The following is a 14,771-nucleotide window of genomic DNA, read 5'->3' on the forward strand; positions in this document are numbered from 1 at the left end:
GCTCCCGTCACATGGCCGGGAACACTCAGGGCTTCTTCAATTTCTCGATCGCGGCGGCGCCGGCGGCCGGCTCCAGGCGGAACAGGCCAGAGCCCGAAAATGCGGATTTGGACGGCGACGTCGAGCGGATCTGCTCGCCGCTGTTGCCGGCTATGGCCTGGTTGAGCAGGTCCCGAACCGGGGCGGCGCTACGGCTCGTTGGCAAATTTGAGCTTTCCCGCCGGCTTCAGGGTGTGGGCGTCGAAGGTGCGGATCTCGGTGACCCCGCCGACATCCAGCGTGATCACGAGGCGATCGCCGGCGACCCCGGTCGAGACGATCCTGGCGCCCTTCGGCAGGGTGGCGGTGACGTCGCCCGCGATCTCGGGCGCCCTTCCCTCCGACTTGAAAAGGCGGTAGCCCACCGCGATCAGAACGGCGCAGATCGCCAGCGCCGTGGTCAGCCCCGCGATCAGCATCATCCGCCGCACCCGCGCGAACAGCGCGGCCTGCTCGGGGGTCGGTTCGGGAACAGCGGTATCAGACGTCGTCATGGAAAACTCAGGCTCTGCGCAAAGGTTGGAGGTTGTCGTCGCCGGCGACGAGGGCTCGGCCCGGCTCGACCGCGTGCTGGCGGCGCGCCTGCCGGACCTGTCGCGATCGAGGCTGAAAGCCCTGATCCTGGCGGGGGCGGTGAGCCTGAAGGCCTCCGCCGTCCGCGACCCCGCTTATCACGTCAGTCACGGCGATACGATCATAATCGACGTGCCGGAGGCCGCGCCCGCCGAGCCGAAGGGCGAAGAGATCGCCCTCGATATCGTGTTCGAGGACGACGACATCATCGTCATCAACAAGCCCAGGGGCCTGGTCGTGCACCCCGCGGCCGGCCACGAGACCGGCACGCTGGTGAACGCGCTGATCGCCCATTGCGGCTCGACGCTGTCGGGGATCGGCGGGGTACGCCGGCCCGGCATCGTGCACCGGCTGGACAAGGACACGACGGGACTGATGGTGGTCGCCAAGAACGACCTCGCCCACGCCTCGCTGTCGGCACAGTTCGCCGACCACGGCCGCACCGGGGCGATGCGGCGCGGCTATATGGCCTTCGCCTGGGGGGTGCCGGGCCGGCATCGCGGCACCGTCGATGCGCCGATCGACCGCCATCCGTATGCGCGGGAGAAGATGGCGGTGCGCCAGGGCGGCCGCGAGGCAGTGACGCATTGGGAAATCCTGGAGAGTTTTCCGGGGCGCGACGGCAAGCCGATCGCGGCGCTGCTCGCCTGCGAGCTCGAGACCGGGCGCACGCACCAGATCCGGGTCCACCTCGCCCATATCGGCCATCCGCTGATGGGCGATGCGGTCTATGGCCCACACTTCAAGACCAAGGCGAACCAGCTGGCGCCAGAGTCGCAGGCCGCTTTGGCGACGCTCGGGCGGCAGGCCCTGCATGCCTATCTGCTGGTATTGGAGCACCCGAGGACGGGAGAATTACTCCACTGGGAGGCGCCGCTGCCGGAGGATTTGCTTCTCCTCAGGAGCGCCCTGAAAGCGGCGCTATGACGCAGGCTCGTTAGGAAAAGCGTTACATTACAAAAAGTTATAGCTGCCACACGGGGACGTGACGTCAGCAATCCTTCCCTTTTTGCCCCCCCATGGGGTATATTGCGCCTGCGTTGGAAATGACCAACGCGGAACATCGCAGCTACGGCCGGCTTTAACACAGCGGTCGTCTGCCTGGCCCGCCGCTATCGGGGGCCTGAACCTTTGGAGGGCTCAACTATGGCCCGTACCGCTGCTCTGCCGGTCCTCAATGGAGAATCCGGCCTTTCTCGCTACCTCGCCGAGATCCGCAAGTTCCCGATGCTGGAACCCCAGCAGGAATACATGCTCGCCAAGCGCTGGCGGGAGCATGACGATCGCGACGCGGCGCACCAACTCGTCACCAGCCATCTCCGCCTCGTGGCCAAGATCGCCATGGGCTATCGCGGCTACGGCCTGCCGATCTCCGAGGTCGTCTCGGAAGGCAATGTCGGCCTGATGCAGGCGGTGAAGCGTTTCGAACCCGAGAAGGGGTTCCGTCTCGCCACCTACGCGATGTGGTGGATCAAGGCGTCAATTCAAGAGTACATCCTGCGTTCCTGGTCGCTCGTGAAGATGGGCACCACCGCGAACCAGAAGAAGCTATTCTTCAACCTGCGCAAGGCGAAGAGCAAGATCAACGCGCTGGACGAGGGCGATCTCCGCCCCGACCAGGTTGCGACCATTGCCAAGCGGCTGGGCGTGACGGACCAGGACGTGATCGACATGAACCGCCGCCTCGGTGGCGACGCGTCGCTCAACGCGCCGATCCGCGACGACGGCGAAGCCGGCGAATGGCAGGACTGGCTGGTCGACAATACGCCCAACCAGGAAGCCATGATGGCGGAGCACGAGGAGTATGATCACCGCCGTGACGCGCTGAACGGCGCCATGGGCGTGCTCAACCCGCGCGAACGCCGCATCTTCGAGGCCCGCCGCCTCGCCGATGAGCCGATGACGCTGGAAGACCTTGCCGCCGAGTTCGGCGTGTCGCGCGAGCGCGTCCGCCAGATCGAGGTCCGCGCCTTCGAGAAGGTGCAGTCCGCGGTCAAGGGCACGATCGCAAGGGCAGAACAGGCCGCGCTGGAAGCCGCGCACTAAGCAAGGCTTCGCTGGCGCCAGAGATTGGCGGATCGAAAGAGACGGAAAAGTCGGCGGCAACGCCGGCTTTTTTGTTGGGTGGCATGCTTTGATTTGAGTGCGGCGAAGCGCGGCCCCACCCTCGCGGTCATGCTCCGCGAAGGCGGGGCATCCAGTACGCCGCAGCGCTCATCGCGAAAGCGAGATTCCCAACGCACGCCTCTGGAATACTGGATCGCCCGGTCAAGGCCGGGCGATGACAGCTATGAGTGTCGCTATCATTGTGCCTCATTAGGTCGATGCGCGGCACGATTGCGCCACCCTGCGAAGACCGACGTTCGCCGTACTGCCGAATGAGACGGCCATCACGGTCCCCTCCCCCGGACTTGAGGTCGACCCGCGCTGGCTTGAACCCGCGCGTCCGGTGAACCGACCCAAGAAGACCGGGCCGACAAGATCAAGCGAATGGATGCGCCGTGTCGATCATTTTGCAATCCACCGTCGGCGGCTTCTCCGCCCAGTTCATGCGCAAGCTGCCGCTGGTCGAGCAGGCGATGCGGGACCACGGGCTCGATCCCGCGGAGTTCGTGATCTCCAAGGACTACGCCTCGACCGCGACGATCCCGATCATGGGTCCGTTCTTCTTTAACTACAGCGTGTACTTCGGCGACGAGACATTCACCGTCACCGAGCCGAACGACATGGTGTTCCTGGACTACTTCTTCAAACGCGTGCTCGCAGCGGACGAGCCGCCGGAATTGCCGCAGCGGCCGGGTTTGATCCGGCGGCTGTTCGGCTGGATGGCGCAGCCGGTATAGCCCCTCCCGTCATTCCGGGGCGCGCCCCGGAATGACACGCGAGCTACTCCCCCCATGTCCTCGCCAGCGTCGCGAGCCAGCAGCCTTCGCAATAGCGCGCGTCCTTGTAGTCGATCCAATTGTGCGCATAGACGCGGTCGAGCGGGATGTCGTAGCGCGCACGCAGCACCTTTACGAGGATCTTCCACGCCGCGACCTGGGCCTCGGTCGGACCGGCCGCAACATCGGGATAGTTGCCGGCGAACTCGACGCCGATCGAATTGTCGCGCACCACCTGGCGATAGGTCGGTCTGTTGTCGATGTACTTGTTGTCGTTGCGGTTGGCGCCGTCGCCATGGGTCGGCACCAGGTTTTCCGCGACCGCCCAATAGACCGTGCCGTCGGTCTCGACCCAGACCGTAACGCCGCGCCGCGTCGGGTTCTTCGACTGCTCGGCCGCGCCGCCGCGGGCCGAGCCCGCCGGTCCCTCGGTCTGGTGCACGATGATGTTGCGCCAGGAATGGGCGCTGCGGACGTCGCCCCACGGCGCCAGCCAGACGATCTTCAGGCCGGGAATGTCGGGCGTGCCGGAGGCGCGTGCGAGCTTTGCGAGTTCGGCGTCGGTTGCGGCGGCGGGTGCGATCAGGAGGGCGGCGAGAATGGCCGCGAGCAGGCGAGACATCATCATTAAAGGTCCAATGCGGACCCGAGCCTAGCACGCTATCAGGCGAAATGGTGCGCGGCCTCGCCCGTCCCGTTCAGCTCGGGCGAGAGCGGCGGTGCCGGATCGTAGACAGCAAAATCGTTCTTGCCGTTCTTCTTGGCGGCATAGAGCGCGTGATCGGCATGCGCGATCAGGCGGTCCGGGAATTGGCCGATGCCGGGATCCCATTGCGCCGCGCCGATCGAGATCGCGATCGGGATGTCGTTGCCGTTGCAGGCCGCAGCGTCCCGACGGCAGACCTCGAGCACACGGCGGGCGATTGCGGCCGCCTCGCGCAAGGAAGAGGACGGCAGCACGACGCAGAACTCGTCACCGCCGGTGCGGGCGAGCATGTCGCCGGGCCGCAGCCGCGTCTGCGCCATCAGGGTGAAGTGCTGGAGGCAGGCATCGCCCGCGGCATGGCCATGGGTGTCGTTGATGGTCTTGAAGCCGTCGAGATCGATCACCAGCAGCGAGAACGGCTCGCCGCTGCGCTCCGAACGGGCGCATTCCTCGGACAGGCGCTGCAACAGATGGCGCCGGTTGGCGACGCCGGTGAGGTCGTCGAGCAGCGCGAGGTCGGCGACCTCGCCACGCAGCCGGTCCATCGCCATCAGGAGGAAGCCGAAATTGAGCGTCATCGACAGGAACAGAAGCCCCAGCACCATGACGGCATGGGTCTGACCGCCGGCGACCGCCGAGAAATCGTGGCCGAGCAGATTGCCCACCGCACGGGCAAGGAAGATCGCAATGATGGTGATGATGACGATGCCGGCCAGACGGGCGCCAGGATTGACGTGCCCTTCAGGCGGCAACAGCAACAGACGCAGCGACAGCACCAGCGGCAGGGCCTGGCCGATCGTGTAGCTGAGCATGCGCAGCTGCATGTGCTCGAAGCCGACCATGAAGAAGACGACACTGCCGATGCTGATGATCCCCGTCGCAGCCATAACGCGCCAGGAGACCGGCCGGTCGAAGAAGCGCTGAATGCCCATGGCGGCAAAGCAGCTCGCCGCAATGATACCGGTGGCCCCGATGAGAAGCGGCACGGGAGAGGCGACGAACAGACGGATCAGCGCCGCCATCGCGCCGGCCGCGCCGACGAAGGCCGATGCCATCCAGAACCGTGCGGCCGCGAATTTCGGATAGGAACGCGTCACGTAGGCCCAGATCAGGCCGAGCGCCAGGAAGTTGACGACGAAGACCGTCCAGAGTGTCGGTACGTTCAGCATGGCGCGTGCGGCAAGCGCAGCGCCCCGCCCCCCATTACTGGTAGCCGTCCGTCCATAACCCATCCCCGTTTTCTTGCGGGGAACAATGCGCGGGTTGCACTTAACGGAGTCTCACTGCGATCCTTCAAAGCGCGCCTTTGGTTTTGGATTCGTGAACGGCGGGCGGATTGTCGGATCGTTAGGCATGTCGCCATCGGCCTCGTGCGGTCGTATCGCGATCCGCCGCGGAGCGGATTCGCGGGCAAAAATCACCCGAAAACGCATCTGAGCTGTGGATAACGTGATGACACAGATATGACGGCGCGGGGCAGAGACCTGCGAATCTGCTGAGTTTGTCGTCGAGGATGTTGCGAGGCTGGCCCTCCGCCGAGCATCCCTCGTGTCGCGTTCCACCATTAACCCTTGAGAGGATACTATGGCTAAGAAAGCGAAGAAGGCGAAGAAGGCGACAAAGAAGAAGGCCAAGAAGGCCGCGAAGAAGAAGTAGCCAGCATGTTCTTTGCCCGGGTGGAGCTCGCTCCGCCCGGGCGTCGGGTAAGGCTAAGAGAGTTTGAAGATGGCGGGCGCGAGGCCCGCTTTTTTATTGGCTGGAGAAGCTACCGCTCGGCAAACGCGAGCTTGGCGCCGAGTGCGGCAAATCCCGCCGCAAAGCTGCGGCGCAGCCAGGTCATCACCGCTGGGCGGGAGATGACGCGCTCGCGCACGGATGCGGCGCAGAGGCCGTAGACGACGAACACCGCAAACGTCATCGCCATGAAGGCGCCGCTCAATTCCAGCATTCGCGCCAGCACATGGGCCTCGTCCGCCGCGATGAACTGCGGCAGGAAGGCGAGGAAGAAGATCGACAGTTTTGGATTGAGGATGTTGATCAGGAAGCCGGTGACGATGACCCGGCCGCTCGACCGCTCCTTGATCTCGCCCTCCACCGCCAGCGCACCCCGCTCACGCAGCGCCTGCCAGGACATGTAAAGCAGATAGAGAACGCCGCACCATTTCAGCGCGGCGAAGGCGAGCGCGCTGGTGTGGAGCACGGCGGCAAGTCCCAGCATGGCGGCAACCATGTGCGGCACGATCCCGAGCGTGCAGCCGAAGGCGGCAGCCAGGCTGGCGCGGGAGCCGCGCGTCAATGCCGCGGCCAGCGTGTAAAGCACGCCGGTGCCGGGCGAGGCGACGACGATCAGCGAGGTGAGCAGGAAGGACCAGGTCATGAGCAGACCCTACCACCCCGCCTCACGGCAAGAAAGCGGCGCCCCCGGGATCAGCCGTCAGGATGACGGGGTGCGAACAGGCCAGCCCTACAGACAAGGCAATTCCAACACCGTCACCCTGAAGTGCTCGCCTCTTCGGCGAGCCTCGAAGGGTGATGGCCCGGCTGCATCTCGGCCGTTCATCCGAGGCTCGCCACACGACGCTTTGCGCCGCGCGGCTTGCACCTCAGGATGACGAGGTGAGAACTGGCCAGCCCTACAAACAAAGCGGTTCTGCCCCGGTCAGACCACCTGCGCGATCTCGGCCTCGCGCAGCACGTCGAGCGGCGCCCAGGGCTTGGCCCAGAATTTGGCGCCGTCGGGCAAGGGTTGGTTCAAGGGGCGGCCGGAGGTGACGACGACGTCGAGCTTGGGATTGCGTCCCTTGGCGACATGGGCGAGCTCGACGCCGTTCATGCGGCCGGCAAGCTGCACGTCGGTCACCATCAGGCAGAGCGCGCCTGCGCTCTTCTCGAGCACGCGCTCGGCCGCTTCGGCGCTCTCGCACTGGATGACCTGATAGCCGCTCTCTTCCAGCAGGAGACTGAGCATTTCCCTCTGCATGGGGTCGTCTTCAACGACGAGTGCCGTTGCAGGAAATGGTCTCGATTGTCCCATCGGCGACTCCCAATGCTGCCTGTCTTCGTCCAAGTAACTTACGTTAAGGAGCCAACTCGAATACGGTTCGGTTCCATTCTGAAAAAATGTAAATCATAGTTCCAAAATCGGAGCTTGAGGGGGGGATCCATGACTGCGATTCGCGGCGCCGCCGCCATCACGGGAGCTGCAAGCGGCATTGGCCGCGCACTCGCCATCGAACTCGCCCAGCGCGGCTGCGACCTTGCGCTCGCCGATCGCGACGAGGCCGGGCTGAAGGCGCTCGCCGCCGAGATCGGCGAAGGAAGCGAGAAGGCACGTAAGGTCACCGTGCATCGCGTCGACGTCAGCGAGCCCGGCGACATCGCGCAGTTCGCAAGCGAAGCAACAGCGGCGCATCCGTCGCTCGGCATCCTCGTCAACAATGCCGGCGTGGCGCTGCTGGGCACCTTCGAGGAGATCAACCAGGCGCAGATGGAGTGGCTGTTCGACATCAATTTCTGGGGCGTGGTGCACGGCACACGCGCCTTTCTGCCGCACCTGAAGACGATGGAAGCGGCGCATATCGTCAACGTCTCGTCGGTTTTCGGCATCATCGCCCCGCCGGGACAATCGGCCTATGCCGCGGCCAAATTCGCCGTGCGCGGTTTTTCCGAGAGCGTGCGGCACGAGCTCGCGGTCGCCGGAAGCCCGGTGAAGCTGTCGGTCGTGCATCCCGGCGGCGTCGCCACCGCGATCGCGCGGAGCTCGCGCACCGGGGTCGGCGTCACCGACAATGCCCGCCGCTCGCAAATGATCGAGCGGTTCGAGAACGCGGCAAAGACCACACCAAAGGACGCCGCTCTGCGCATCATCAAGGGCATCGAGAGGAACGAGCCCCGCATCCTGATCGGCAACGACGCCCGCTTCATGGACCTGCTGCAGCGCTTCCGCCCGGGGACGTACTGGGCGCCGTTGCAGCGGAGGCTGGAGAAGATGGCGAAGGGGAAGAAGTGAGTGTGATGCGACGCCGCCCTCCGCACCCACCGTTGTCGTCCTGGCGAAAGCCAGGACCCATAGCCACCGAACTCAGTTTGGCGAAGGCGGGCAGTTACTCAGCCAATGCAAGTGACTGAGAGCCGTCGTAACAATTACTCCCTGAGGTAATGGGTCCTGGCTTTCGCCAGGACGACGATGGGGAGTGCCCTCGCAGCCGTCTCCCACCCTCATTGCCCCGCCAGCCGATCGGCAAAATAGCCGATCGTCTTGCGATAGATCACCGCCCTGTTCCACTCCCGCATCGCCTCGAAATTGGCGGTGCCTTCGCCGTAGGGCTGGCCCATCTTGAAGCCGCTGGTGTGGAGCAGGTTCGCGGTCGAGGCGAGCACGTCGGGCACGCTGTGGCGCAGGTCGACGTGACCGTCGCCGTCGAAATCGACGCCGTACTTGATGTAGGACGACGGCAGGAACTGGGTTTGGCCGATCTCGCCGGCATAGGCGCCGATCAGGTCGCGCAGCGGCAGGTCGCCGCGCTGCACGATCTTGAGGGCGGCGAGCAGCTCGCCCTGGAACAGATCGGTGCGGCGGCAGTCATGCGCGAGCGTCGCCAGCGTGCGGATCACCGGCAGCTTGCCGATGTCGCCCTTGCCAAAATCGCTCTCCAGCCCCCAGATCGCAACCAGGATATAGCGGGGTACGCCGAACTGCTGCTCGATGCGCGAGAGCAGCGCGGCGTGACGCTGCAACAGCGCCTTGCCGCCATTGATGCGGCCCGGCCCGACGCGGGTCGAAACATACTGCTCAAAGCTCTTGTTGAAGGTGTAGCGCTGGCGCCGGTCGAAGGCGAGCACGGCGCCGTCCTGGGTGATGCCGCTGAACGCCGCACTGGTCACGCTCGCCGAGACGCCGGCTCCTTGCGCTTCCGAGGCCATGCCGGCGACGAAGCCGTTGAAGTCGCCGCCGCAGCGCGCGGCCTGGGCCGGGCCGCCGGCCAGACCAACGAAGCAAGCGGCGGCCAGAGCGTATCTCAGCATGTCGAGCGATCCCCCAAAATCCCAGTGCGAAGCAGCGCGCGATCATGCCCGGGAAAGCGGCAACCGTCAAAGCGGCGCGCTTGATCCGCATCAACGTGTCTCACGCCCCGCTTTCTAGATTGAGCGAAACACGAGAGCCTCCCAGGAGACTAGCCTATGACCGGAATTACCTTGACCGCCGAGCAGATCCGCAATGCGCCCGCCTTGGTGCGGCAATGGATCGAGCAGGAGGTGATCACCTCGCTCGGCCTTGCACCGCGGACGCCTGCGGCCGCGCCGCCGCAGGCCGCCCATCTCGTCGCCTGCAGCGTGGAGGACATGGCCGGCGTGCTTGAGCATGTCCGCGGCGTGTTTCCCGCCGTGAACGTGCTGTTCGAGCTCGGCCGTCCCGGCATAAGCATCGGCCAGCCCGCAGTGATGACGTTCCGCCTGATGGACATCCTGCATCACACCCGCCTGCAGGACGTCGGCCAGGTCATGACCTGCCTGGAGATGCTGAACCAGGCACTGACCGAGGTGAGGAAAGACCCATCGGTGCGGTTCTGCGGCTTCGACAATGAGGGCCATTGCCTGATCGCGCCGCAGACCCAGACCAGCATCGCAACGCTGTGGCAGACCATGATGGAACGCCAGCAGGCGGCGCAGGCGCCCGAGGCCGGCAGCCGGATTGCACCGGCGGCTTGAAACGGGCGGCGGCTTTCCGGACAATCGGCAAGGGAATGGGCCGCCGGTGAGAACCGGCGGTATGGTGCAGGCGACTAACGTCTGCGCCCCCTCCTCAACCGATAGAGAGTGCCGATGCCCGCGCCGCGAAACATCCCCGGATCGCTCGTCCTTGCCGCCCTGCTCTGCCTTCTCGCCGTCACCACCGCGACCGCGCAGACGCGCGATGTCGCCGGCAGCCGCGACTATCCCGGCATCGGCCGGTTCGCCGGCAGCGTCATCACCGGCTATGTGGTGAAGGATTTTGACGCCGCGCGGATGCAGGCGGCCGCCTTCAAGGACGGCCAGCCGACCGATGCGCGGCGGCTCGAGGGCCGCGTTGTCCGCATCGCCTATCGCACCAATCCTGGTCCCTCGATCCTGGAAGTGTCGCGCAATTTCGAGACGCAGCTCGCGAAAGCCGGCTTCGAGACCCTGCTCGCCTGCGACACCGACGCCTGCGGCGCCATTCCCTTCACGGAAAACATCGACACGCTGCCGATCCCGCAGATGTGGGTCGACGGCTTCAACTACCGCTACTTTGCCGGCCGCAAGAGCGAAGGCGGGCGCGAGACCTATGCCAGCGTCATCGTCAGTCAGAACAACCAGGATATCTATGCGCAGGTCACCGTCGCCGAGCTCGGCGCCATCGCGAACAAGATGGTCGATGCCGCCGCGATGGCGAAGGGCCTGGGCGAGACCGGCCACATCGCGCTCTACGGCATCTATTTCGACACCGACAAGGCCGTGCTGAAGCCGGAGAGCCGCCCGACGCTGGAGCAGATCGCAAAGCTCCTGACCAGCCAGCCGCAGCTCAACGTCTTCATCGTCGGCCACACCGACAGCCAGGGCGCCTACGAGTACAATCTCGACCTGTCGAAACGCCGCGCCGAAGCGGTCGCCGCCGAACTCGCGAAGAGCTTCCGCATCGCGCAGGCGAGACTGCGCACCGCCGGCGTCGGCCTGCTCGCGCCAGTCGGCTCGAACGCGACGGACGCCGGCCGCGCGCTGAACCGGCGGGTGGAGCTGGTGGCGCCGTAACGCCCAACGCTCGTCATTCCGGGGCGCCCGAAGGGCGAATCCGGAATCCATCACGCAGCAGAGTTGGCGGGTAAATAGATTCCGGGCTCGCGCTAACGCGCGCCCCGGAATGACGGATGAGAGAGTTACCGCTATAGTATCGATGCTCGCGCGGCGCCGTCAGTGGTGCGTTGAGCCAGCATGAGGCGAACCGCCATGCCCAACAATCAGCAACCTAAACCAACCCGCCCCGCCCTGCTGCGCATCCCGCTCTTCCGCCTGCTCGCCATCAACCTCGCGATCGGCGCCTGCGCCGCGGCGCTTCTCGTCGGCGGCCTGCTCTGGCTCAACCCCGGGCATCTGCGCGAGCTGATCCTCGCCGACCGCGCAGGCGGCGTTGCGCTTGTTCTGCTGCTCGCTTCGTTCCTCATCACCTTCGGTTCCGCCGCGATGGGCAGCGCGATCATGGCGCAGGGACGTAAGGAGGATGATAGCGGGCGCGGCGGCGGACACCAATCGCCGCTCGCCGTCCAGGAACTGGCGCAGCGCAGGCGCACGCATTGAGATGTGCACCGCGAAGATGGAACTCGTCCGCACCGGATCACATTGTCGGCACGCAGACGGGAACACGTGCAGCCCGACGCGCCTCGCTACAAGCGCGTAATTCTCGCTGCATCGCGAGAGCGGACAAGATGAACAAAGTGATTTTATAGTCCAAGCAATTGTTTCGGCGCGCATCGAAACCAGAGATCGCGATCGACGCATATCTGATGCGCTCACTGCGACACCAACGCTGCGGCGATTTATCTTGCCACGGCATGGCGCGAGTTATATTATTCTATCCTAGGTTGTCGCCCCGCCAGCCCCGGGCGACACTGAAGACCCAAAATAAACGGCGGGCTTTTCGGCCCGCCGTTTATTGAGGAAGGGCCGCAACGGACCTTACGAAGCGCCGGGCGCATCCATTTCTTGAAATCAGATTTCGCCGATCGATGGCACGGAGACCTCCGCAGGCCGCGGCTCCATGCTGACAACCCCCAAAGCCATTTGACTATGACGCCCTTATCGACGACAAGCCGCCATGGCCAAGAAACCCGGAACCAATCCCAAAGGCGAGTTTGCCTTCTTCAACGTCGTCTATGAGGACGGCTCCCAACGCTCCAACCGCCGCGTCCCCGCGGAATTGCTCGGGGGCCTCGAGGGCGACGAGCCCGCCCGCGGCTTCATCATGGAGCAGGACCGCGAGATCGCCGAAAAATCCGGCCGCCCGCCGCTGGCGATCAAGGAGATCGAGCGGGTGGGGGTGAAGAAGAAGTAGGACTTCGAGCGCGACACGCGACGCGTCAGCACAAACGAAAAACGGCGGGCTTTCGGCCCGCCGTTTTCGTCTGGATGCCCGGGTCAGGCCCGGGCATGAGAATCCGAATTAGTTATCCAGGAAGCTCCGCAGCTTCCGGCTCCTCGACGGATGCTTCAGCTTGCGCAGCGCCTTGGCCTCGATCTGGCGAATACGCTCGCGGGTCACCGAGAACTGCTGGCCGACTTCTTCCAGCGTGTGGTCGGTGTTCATGCCGATGCCGAAGCGCATGCGCAGCACGCGCTCTTCGCGCGGAGTGAGCGAGGCGAGCACGCGCGTGGTGGTCTCGCGCAGGTTCGACTGGATCGCGGCGTCGATCGGCAAGATCGCGTTCTTGTCCTCGATGAAATCGCCGAGATGCGAATCCTCCTCGTCACCGACGGGGGTTTCGAGCGACAACGGCTCCTTGGCGATCTTGAGGACCTTGCGGACCTTCTCCAAGGGCATGCCGAGCTTCTCGGCGAGCTCTTCAGGGGTCGGCTCGCGGCCGATCTCGTTGAGCATCTGGCGGCTCGTGCGCACGATCTTGTTGATCGTCTCGATCATGTGCACGGGGATGCGGATGGTGCGCGCCTGGTCGGCGATCGAGCGGGTGATCGCCTGCCGGATCCACCACGTGGCGTAGGTCGAGAACTTGTAGCCGCGGCGATACTCGAACTTGTCGACGGCCTTCATCAGGCCGATGTTGCCTTCCTGGATCAGGTCGAGGAACTGCAGGCCGCGGTTGGTGTACTTCTTCGCGATCGAGATCACGAGACGGAGGTTGGCTTCCACCATCTCCTTCTTGGCCTGGCGGGCTTCGCGCTCGCCCTTCTGCACGGAGTGCACGATCTTGCGGAACTCGACGATCTCCAGGCCGGTGAGCGCAGCGAGCTGATGCACCTCGTGGCGGAGGTCCTTGATGCGGTCCTTCTCGTGGTGGACGAAGTTCTTCCAGCCCTTGGCCGACAGCTTCGAGACGCGGTTGAGCCAGCGCGGATCGAGCTCCGAGCCGGTGTAGTTGCGCAGGAAATCCTCGCGCGCGACGCCGTGGCTGTCGGCGAGACGCATCAGGCGGCCCTCATGCGAGACGAGGCGCTTGTTGATGTCGTAGAGCTGCTCGACGAGACTGTCGATACGCGCCTGGTTGAGGCGCAGCGACTTCACCTCGACGATGATCTCGTCCTTGAGCTTGCGGTACTTGCGCTCCTGGTGCGGCGAGAGCGAGGGCCCATGCGAGGTGCTCTCGAGCTGGTTCTGGATGTCCTGCTCCTGAAGCTTGCGCAGCTTCTTGTAGCTCTCGGCGATCTTGTCGAAGATCTCGACGACCTTGGGCTTGAGCTCGGCCTCGATCGCGGCAAGCGACATCTGGTTCTCGAACTCGTCGTCCTCGTCCATGTCGGCTTCGGCGGCGGCCTCGCCTGGATCCTTCTCGGCCTCGGCGCCGTTGCCGGCGGCAGGCGCGGCGCGGAACGGGGTCGGCGCCGGCGGCGCGGCGGGCGGGGCGACATGCGCGGGCGCAGCCCCGGTCACTGCAACCGCTTCGCCGCCCTCGGCCGTGGCTTCGCCGTTCTCACCGGTGGGGCCGCCGATCATTGCGGTGTTCATGCCGCCCTTGGCTTCGGGGCCGGCATAGGTCGCTTCGAGATCGATGATGTCGCGGAGGAAGATCTTGCCTTCGTTGAGCTCGTCGCGCCAGATGATGATGGCCTGGAAGCTCAGCGGGCTTTCGCACAGCCCTGCGATCATCGCCTCGCGGCCGGCCTCGATGCGCTTGGCGATCGCGATTTCGCCTTCGCGGGAGAGCAGCTCGACGGTGCCCATCTCGCGCAGATACATGCGCACGGGATCGTCGGTGCGCTCGCCCGGCTCGCTCTTCTTGACCTCGGTGACGGCCTTCTGGGTGACCTCGACGAGCTCGTTGTCGGTCTCGTCCTCGCCGCCCTCGTCCTTGTCTTCCTCGCCTTCGCTATCGTCGGCTTCGGTGACGTTGATGCCCATGTCCGAGAGCATGGACATGATGTCCTCGATCTGCTCGGGCGAGGTCTGGTCGGACGGCAACACTTCATTGAGCTGATCGAAGGTCACGAAGCCGCGCTTCTTGGCCTGCTTGATCATCTTCTTCACGGCCGCGTCGGACAGATCGAGCAACGGCGAGGGCGCGTCCTGGGAATCCTTCTCGGGAGCATCCGCTGCCTTGTCGTCTTTTTCCTTGTCCTTCGCCTGCAGCGTCTTTGCCTTGGTGGCCATCCATTGCTCCTAAACGCGTTTCACACAGACGTTCGCCGCGCCTGCCTGAAATCACTTGAACCTGTTGCTCGACGCTCTCGCTTCGTCAGCTCTCGACACGGAAAGGGCGGCGCGCACATCTCTCGCCACCCCCAACTTTCTCTCGCCGGATTTGCCTAACGCTTCGTGAGCCTCTTTGTCGCAGCGGATGCAGGTGTAGTGCCAACAGTTCTCGCGCGGATTCATTCCTGACGCGTCT

General features: G+C 64.9%; 16 protein-coding genes. 8 read left to right on the forward strand and 8 right to left on the reverse strand.

Annotation, left to right across the window (positions count from 1 at the left end; translation table 11 throughout):
* Nucleotides 1-25: 25 nt before the first annotated feature.
* Nucleotides 26-205 carry a hypothetical protein gene (locus BJA_RS37205; protein WP_028172872.1) on the reverse strand — a complete coding sequence of 60 codons (180 nt, stop codon included), beginning with the start codon at nucleotides 203-205 and terminating at the stop codon, nucleotides 26-28.
* The gene (locus BJA_RS37210) at nucleotides 189-533 is read right to left on the reverse strand and encodes a hypothetical protein (protein WP_011090070.1); all 345 of its coding nucleotides are present in this window, start codon (nucleotides 531-533) and stop codon (nucleotides 189-191) included. Before BJA_RS37210 ends, BJA_RS37205 begins: the two co-directional genes overlap by 17 nt.
* On the opposite strand from BJA_RS37210, the gene BJA_RS37215 reads away from it, so the two are divergent.
* The 3 genes from BJA_RS37215 (at nucleotide 532) to BJA_RS37225 (ending at nucleotide 3,455) form a co-directional block, all read left to right on the forward strand.
* The gene (locus BJA_RS37215) at nucleotides 532-1,539 is read left to right on the forward strand and encodes an RluA family pseudouridine synthase (RefSeq protein ID WP_011090071.1); all 1,008 of its coding nucleotides are present in this window, start codon (nucleotides 532-534) and stop codon (nucleotides 1,537-1,539) included. The genes BJA_RS37210 and BJA_RS37215 overlap by 2 nt on opposite strands.
* Nucleotides 1,540-1,758: 219 nt before the next feature.
* Complete coding sequence (rpoH, locus tag BJA_RS37220) at nucleotides 1,759-2,658, forward strand: RNA polymerase sigma factor RpoH (protein WP_011090072.1); 900 nt, start codon at nucleotides 1,759-1,761, stop codon at nucleotides 2,656-2,658.
* A gap of 455 nt (nucleotides 2,659-3,113) precedes the next feature.
* Complete coding sequence (locus tag BJA_RS37225; RefSeq protein ID WP_011090073.1) at nucleotides 3,114-3,455, forward strand: hypothetical protein; 342 nt, start codon at nucleotides 3,114-3,116, stop codon at nucleotides 3,453-3,455.
* Nucleotides 3,456-3,498: 43 nt separating this feature from the next.
* Here BJA_RS37225 and BJA_RS37230 read toward each other — a convergent pair whose 3' ends face one another.
* The 4 genes from BJA_RS37230 to BJA_RS37245 all read right to left on the reverse strand — a co-directional run bounded on the left by BJA_RS37230 (nucleotide 3,499) and on the right by BJA_RS37245 (nucleotide 7,234).
* Nucleotides 3,499-4,122, reverse strand: coding sequence for a peptidoglycan recognition protein family protein (locus BJA_RS37230; protein WP_038965437.1), 624 nt, complete (start codon nucleotides 4,120-4,122; stop codon nucleotides 3,499-3,501).
* 35 nt (nucleotides 4,123-4,157) lie between these two features.
* Nucleotides 4,158-5,369, reverse strand: coding sequence for a GGDEF domain-containing protein (locus BJA_RS37235; protein ID WP_038965436.1), 1,212 nt, complete (start codon nucleotides 5,367-5,369; stop codon nucleotides 4,158-4,160).
* 596 nt (nucleotides 5,370-5,965) lie between these two features.
* Entirely contained in the window at nucleotides 5,966-6,577 is a 612-nt protein-coding gene (locus BJA_RS37240) for a LysE family translocator (RefSeq protein WP_011090076.1), read from the reverse strand.
* Nucleotides 6,578-6,859: 282 nt separating this feature from the next.
* A complete protein-coding gene (locus BJA_RS37245; RefSeq protein ID WP_011090077.1) occupies nucleotides 6,860-7,234 on the reverse strand; it encodes a response regulator in 375 nt (124 codons plus the stop codon).
* Nucleotides 7,235-7,363: 129 nt separating this feature from the next.
* Between BJA_RS37245 and BJA_RS37250 the strand changes: the two genes are divergently transcribed.
* The gene (locus tag BJA_RS37250; protein ID WP_011090078.1) at nucleotides 7,364-8,209 is read left to right on the forward strand and encodes an SDR family NAD(P)-dependent oxidoreductase; all 846 of its coding nucleotides are present in this window, start codon (nucleotides 7,364-7,366) and stop codon (nucleotides 8,207-8,209) included.
* Between the two features lie 209 nt (nucleotides 8,210-8,418).
* On the opposite strand, the gene BJA_RS37255 is transcribed toward BJA_RS37250, so the two are convergent.
* Nucleotides 8,419-9,225 (reverse strand): lytic murein transglycosylase, encoded by an 807-nt coding sequence (locus tag BJA_RS37255; protein WP_011090079.1) that lies wholly within the window; start codon nucleotides 9,223-9,225, stop codon nucleotides 8,419-8,421.
* 156 nt (nucleotides 9,226-9,381) lie between these two features.
* Between BJA_RS37255 and BJA_RS37260 the strand changes: the two genes are divergently transcribed.
* The 4 genes from BJA_RS37260 to BJA_RS37275 all read left to right on the forward strand — a co-directional run bounded on the left by BJA_RS37260 (nucleotide 9,382) and on the right by BJA_RS37275 (nucleotide 12,265).
* Nucleotides 9,382-9,909, forward strand: a complete 528-nt coding sequence (locus tag BJA_RS37260) for a hypothetical protein (protein ID WP_011090080.1) — start codon at nucleotides 9,382-9,384, stop codon at nucleotides 9,907-9,909.
* Between the two features lie 114 nt (nucleotides 9,910-10,023).
* A complete protein-coding gene (locus tag BJA_RS37265; RefSeq protein ID WP_038965435.1) occupies nucleotides 10,024-10,968 on the forward strand; it encodes an OmpA family protein in 945 nt (314 codons plus the stop codon).
* Between the two features lie 195 nt (nucleotides 10,969-11,163).
* Nucleotides 11,164-11,511: a hypothetical protein gene (locus BJA_RS37270; protein WP_028172863.1), complete on the forward strand. Its 348-nt coding sequence runs from the start codon at nucleotides 11,164-11,166 to the stop codon at nucleotides 11,509-11,511.
* A gap of 517 nt (nucleotides 11,512-12,028) precedes the next feature.
* Nucleotides 12,029-12,265, forward strand: a complete 237-nt coding sequence (locus BJA_RS37275) for a hypothetical protein (RefSeq protein ID WP_011090083.1) — start codon at nucleotides 12,029-12,031, stop codon at nucleotides 12,263-12,265.
* Between the two features lie 108 nt (nucleotides 12,266-12,373).
* Here the strand turns inward: BJA_RS37275 and rpoD are convergent, their stop codons facing one another.
* Nucleotides 12,374-14,533 (reverse strand): RNA polymerase sigma factor RpoD, encoded by a 2,160-nt coding sequence (gene rpoD / locus BJA_RS37280; RefSeq protein WP_011090084.1) that lies wholly within the window; start codon nucleotides 14,531-14,533, stop codon nucleotides 12,374-12,376.
* Nucleotides 14,534-14,771 lie beyond the last annotated feature (238 nt).

Origin of the sequence: Bradyrhizobium diazoefficiens USDA 110 (assembly GCF_000011365.1) — a bacterium.
GTDB classification, from domain to species: domain Bacteria; phylum Pseudomonadota; class Alphaproteobacteria; order Rhizobiales; family Xanthobacteraceae; genus Bradyrhizobium; species Bradyrhizobium diazoefficiens.

Excerpts from the sequence above, each read along its gene's own strand:
- BJA_RS37215 (WP_011090071.1), top strand. The coding sequence starts at position 532 with ATGGAAAACTCAGGCTCTGCGCAAAGGTTGGAGGTTGTCGTCGCCGGC.
- BJA_RS37210 (WP_011090070.1), bottom strand. The coding sequence starts at position 533 with ATGACGACGTCTGATACCGCTGTTCCCGAACCGACCCCCGAGCAGGCC.
- rpoH (WP_011090072.1), top strand. The coding sequence starts at position 1,759 with ATGGCCCGTACCGCTGCTCTGCCGGTCCTCAATGGAGAATCCGGCCTT.
- BJA_RS37230 (WP_038965437.1), bottom strand. The coding sequence starts at position 4,122 with ATGATGATGTCTCGCCTGCTCGCGGCCATTCTCGCCGCCCTCCTGATC.
- BJA_RS37235 (WP_038965436.1), bottom strand. The coding sequence starts at position 5,369 with ATGCTGAACGTACCGACACTCTGGACGGTCTTCGTCGTCAACTTCCTG.
- BJA_RS37240 (WP_011090076.1), bottom strand. The coding sequence starts at position 6,577 with ATGACCTGGTCCTTCCTGCTCACCTCGCTGATCGTCGTCGCCTCGCCC.
- BJA_RS37245 (WP_011090077.1), bottom strand. The coding sequence starts at position 7,234 with ATGGGACAATCGAGACCATTTCCTGCAACGGCACTCGTCGTTGAAGAC.
- BJA_RS37250 (WP_011090078.1), top strand. The coding sequence starts at position 7,364 with ATGACTGCGATTCGCGGCGCCGCCGCCATCACGGGAGCTGCAAGCGGC.
- BJA_RS37255 (WP_011090079.1), bottom strand. The coding sequence starts at position 9,225 with ATGCTGAGATACGCTCTGGCCGCCGCTTGCTTCGTTGGTCTGGCCGGC.
- BJA_RS37260 (WP_011090080.1), top strand. The coding sequence starts at position 9,382 with ATGACCGGAATTACCTTGACCGCCGAGCAGATCCGCAATGCGCCCGCC.
- BJA_RS37265 (WP_038965435.1), top strand. The coding sequence starts at position 10,024 with ATGCCCGCGCCGCGAAACATCCCCGGATCGCTCGTCCTTGCCGCCCTG.
- BJA_RS37270 (WP_028172863.1), top strand. The coding sequence starts at position 11,164 with ATGCCCAACAATCAGCAACCTAAACCAACCCGCCCCGCCCTGCTGCGC.
- BJA_RS37275 (WP_011090083.1), top strand. The coding sequence starts at position 12,029 with ATGGCCAAGAAACCCGGAACCAATCCCAAAGGCGAGTTTGCCTTCTTC.
- rpoD (WP_011090084.1), bottom strand. The coding sequence starts at position 14,533 with ATGGCCACCAAGGCAAAGACGCTGCAGGCGAAGGACAAGGAAAAAGAC.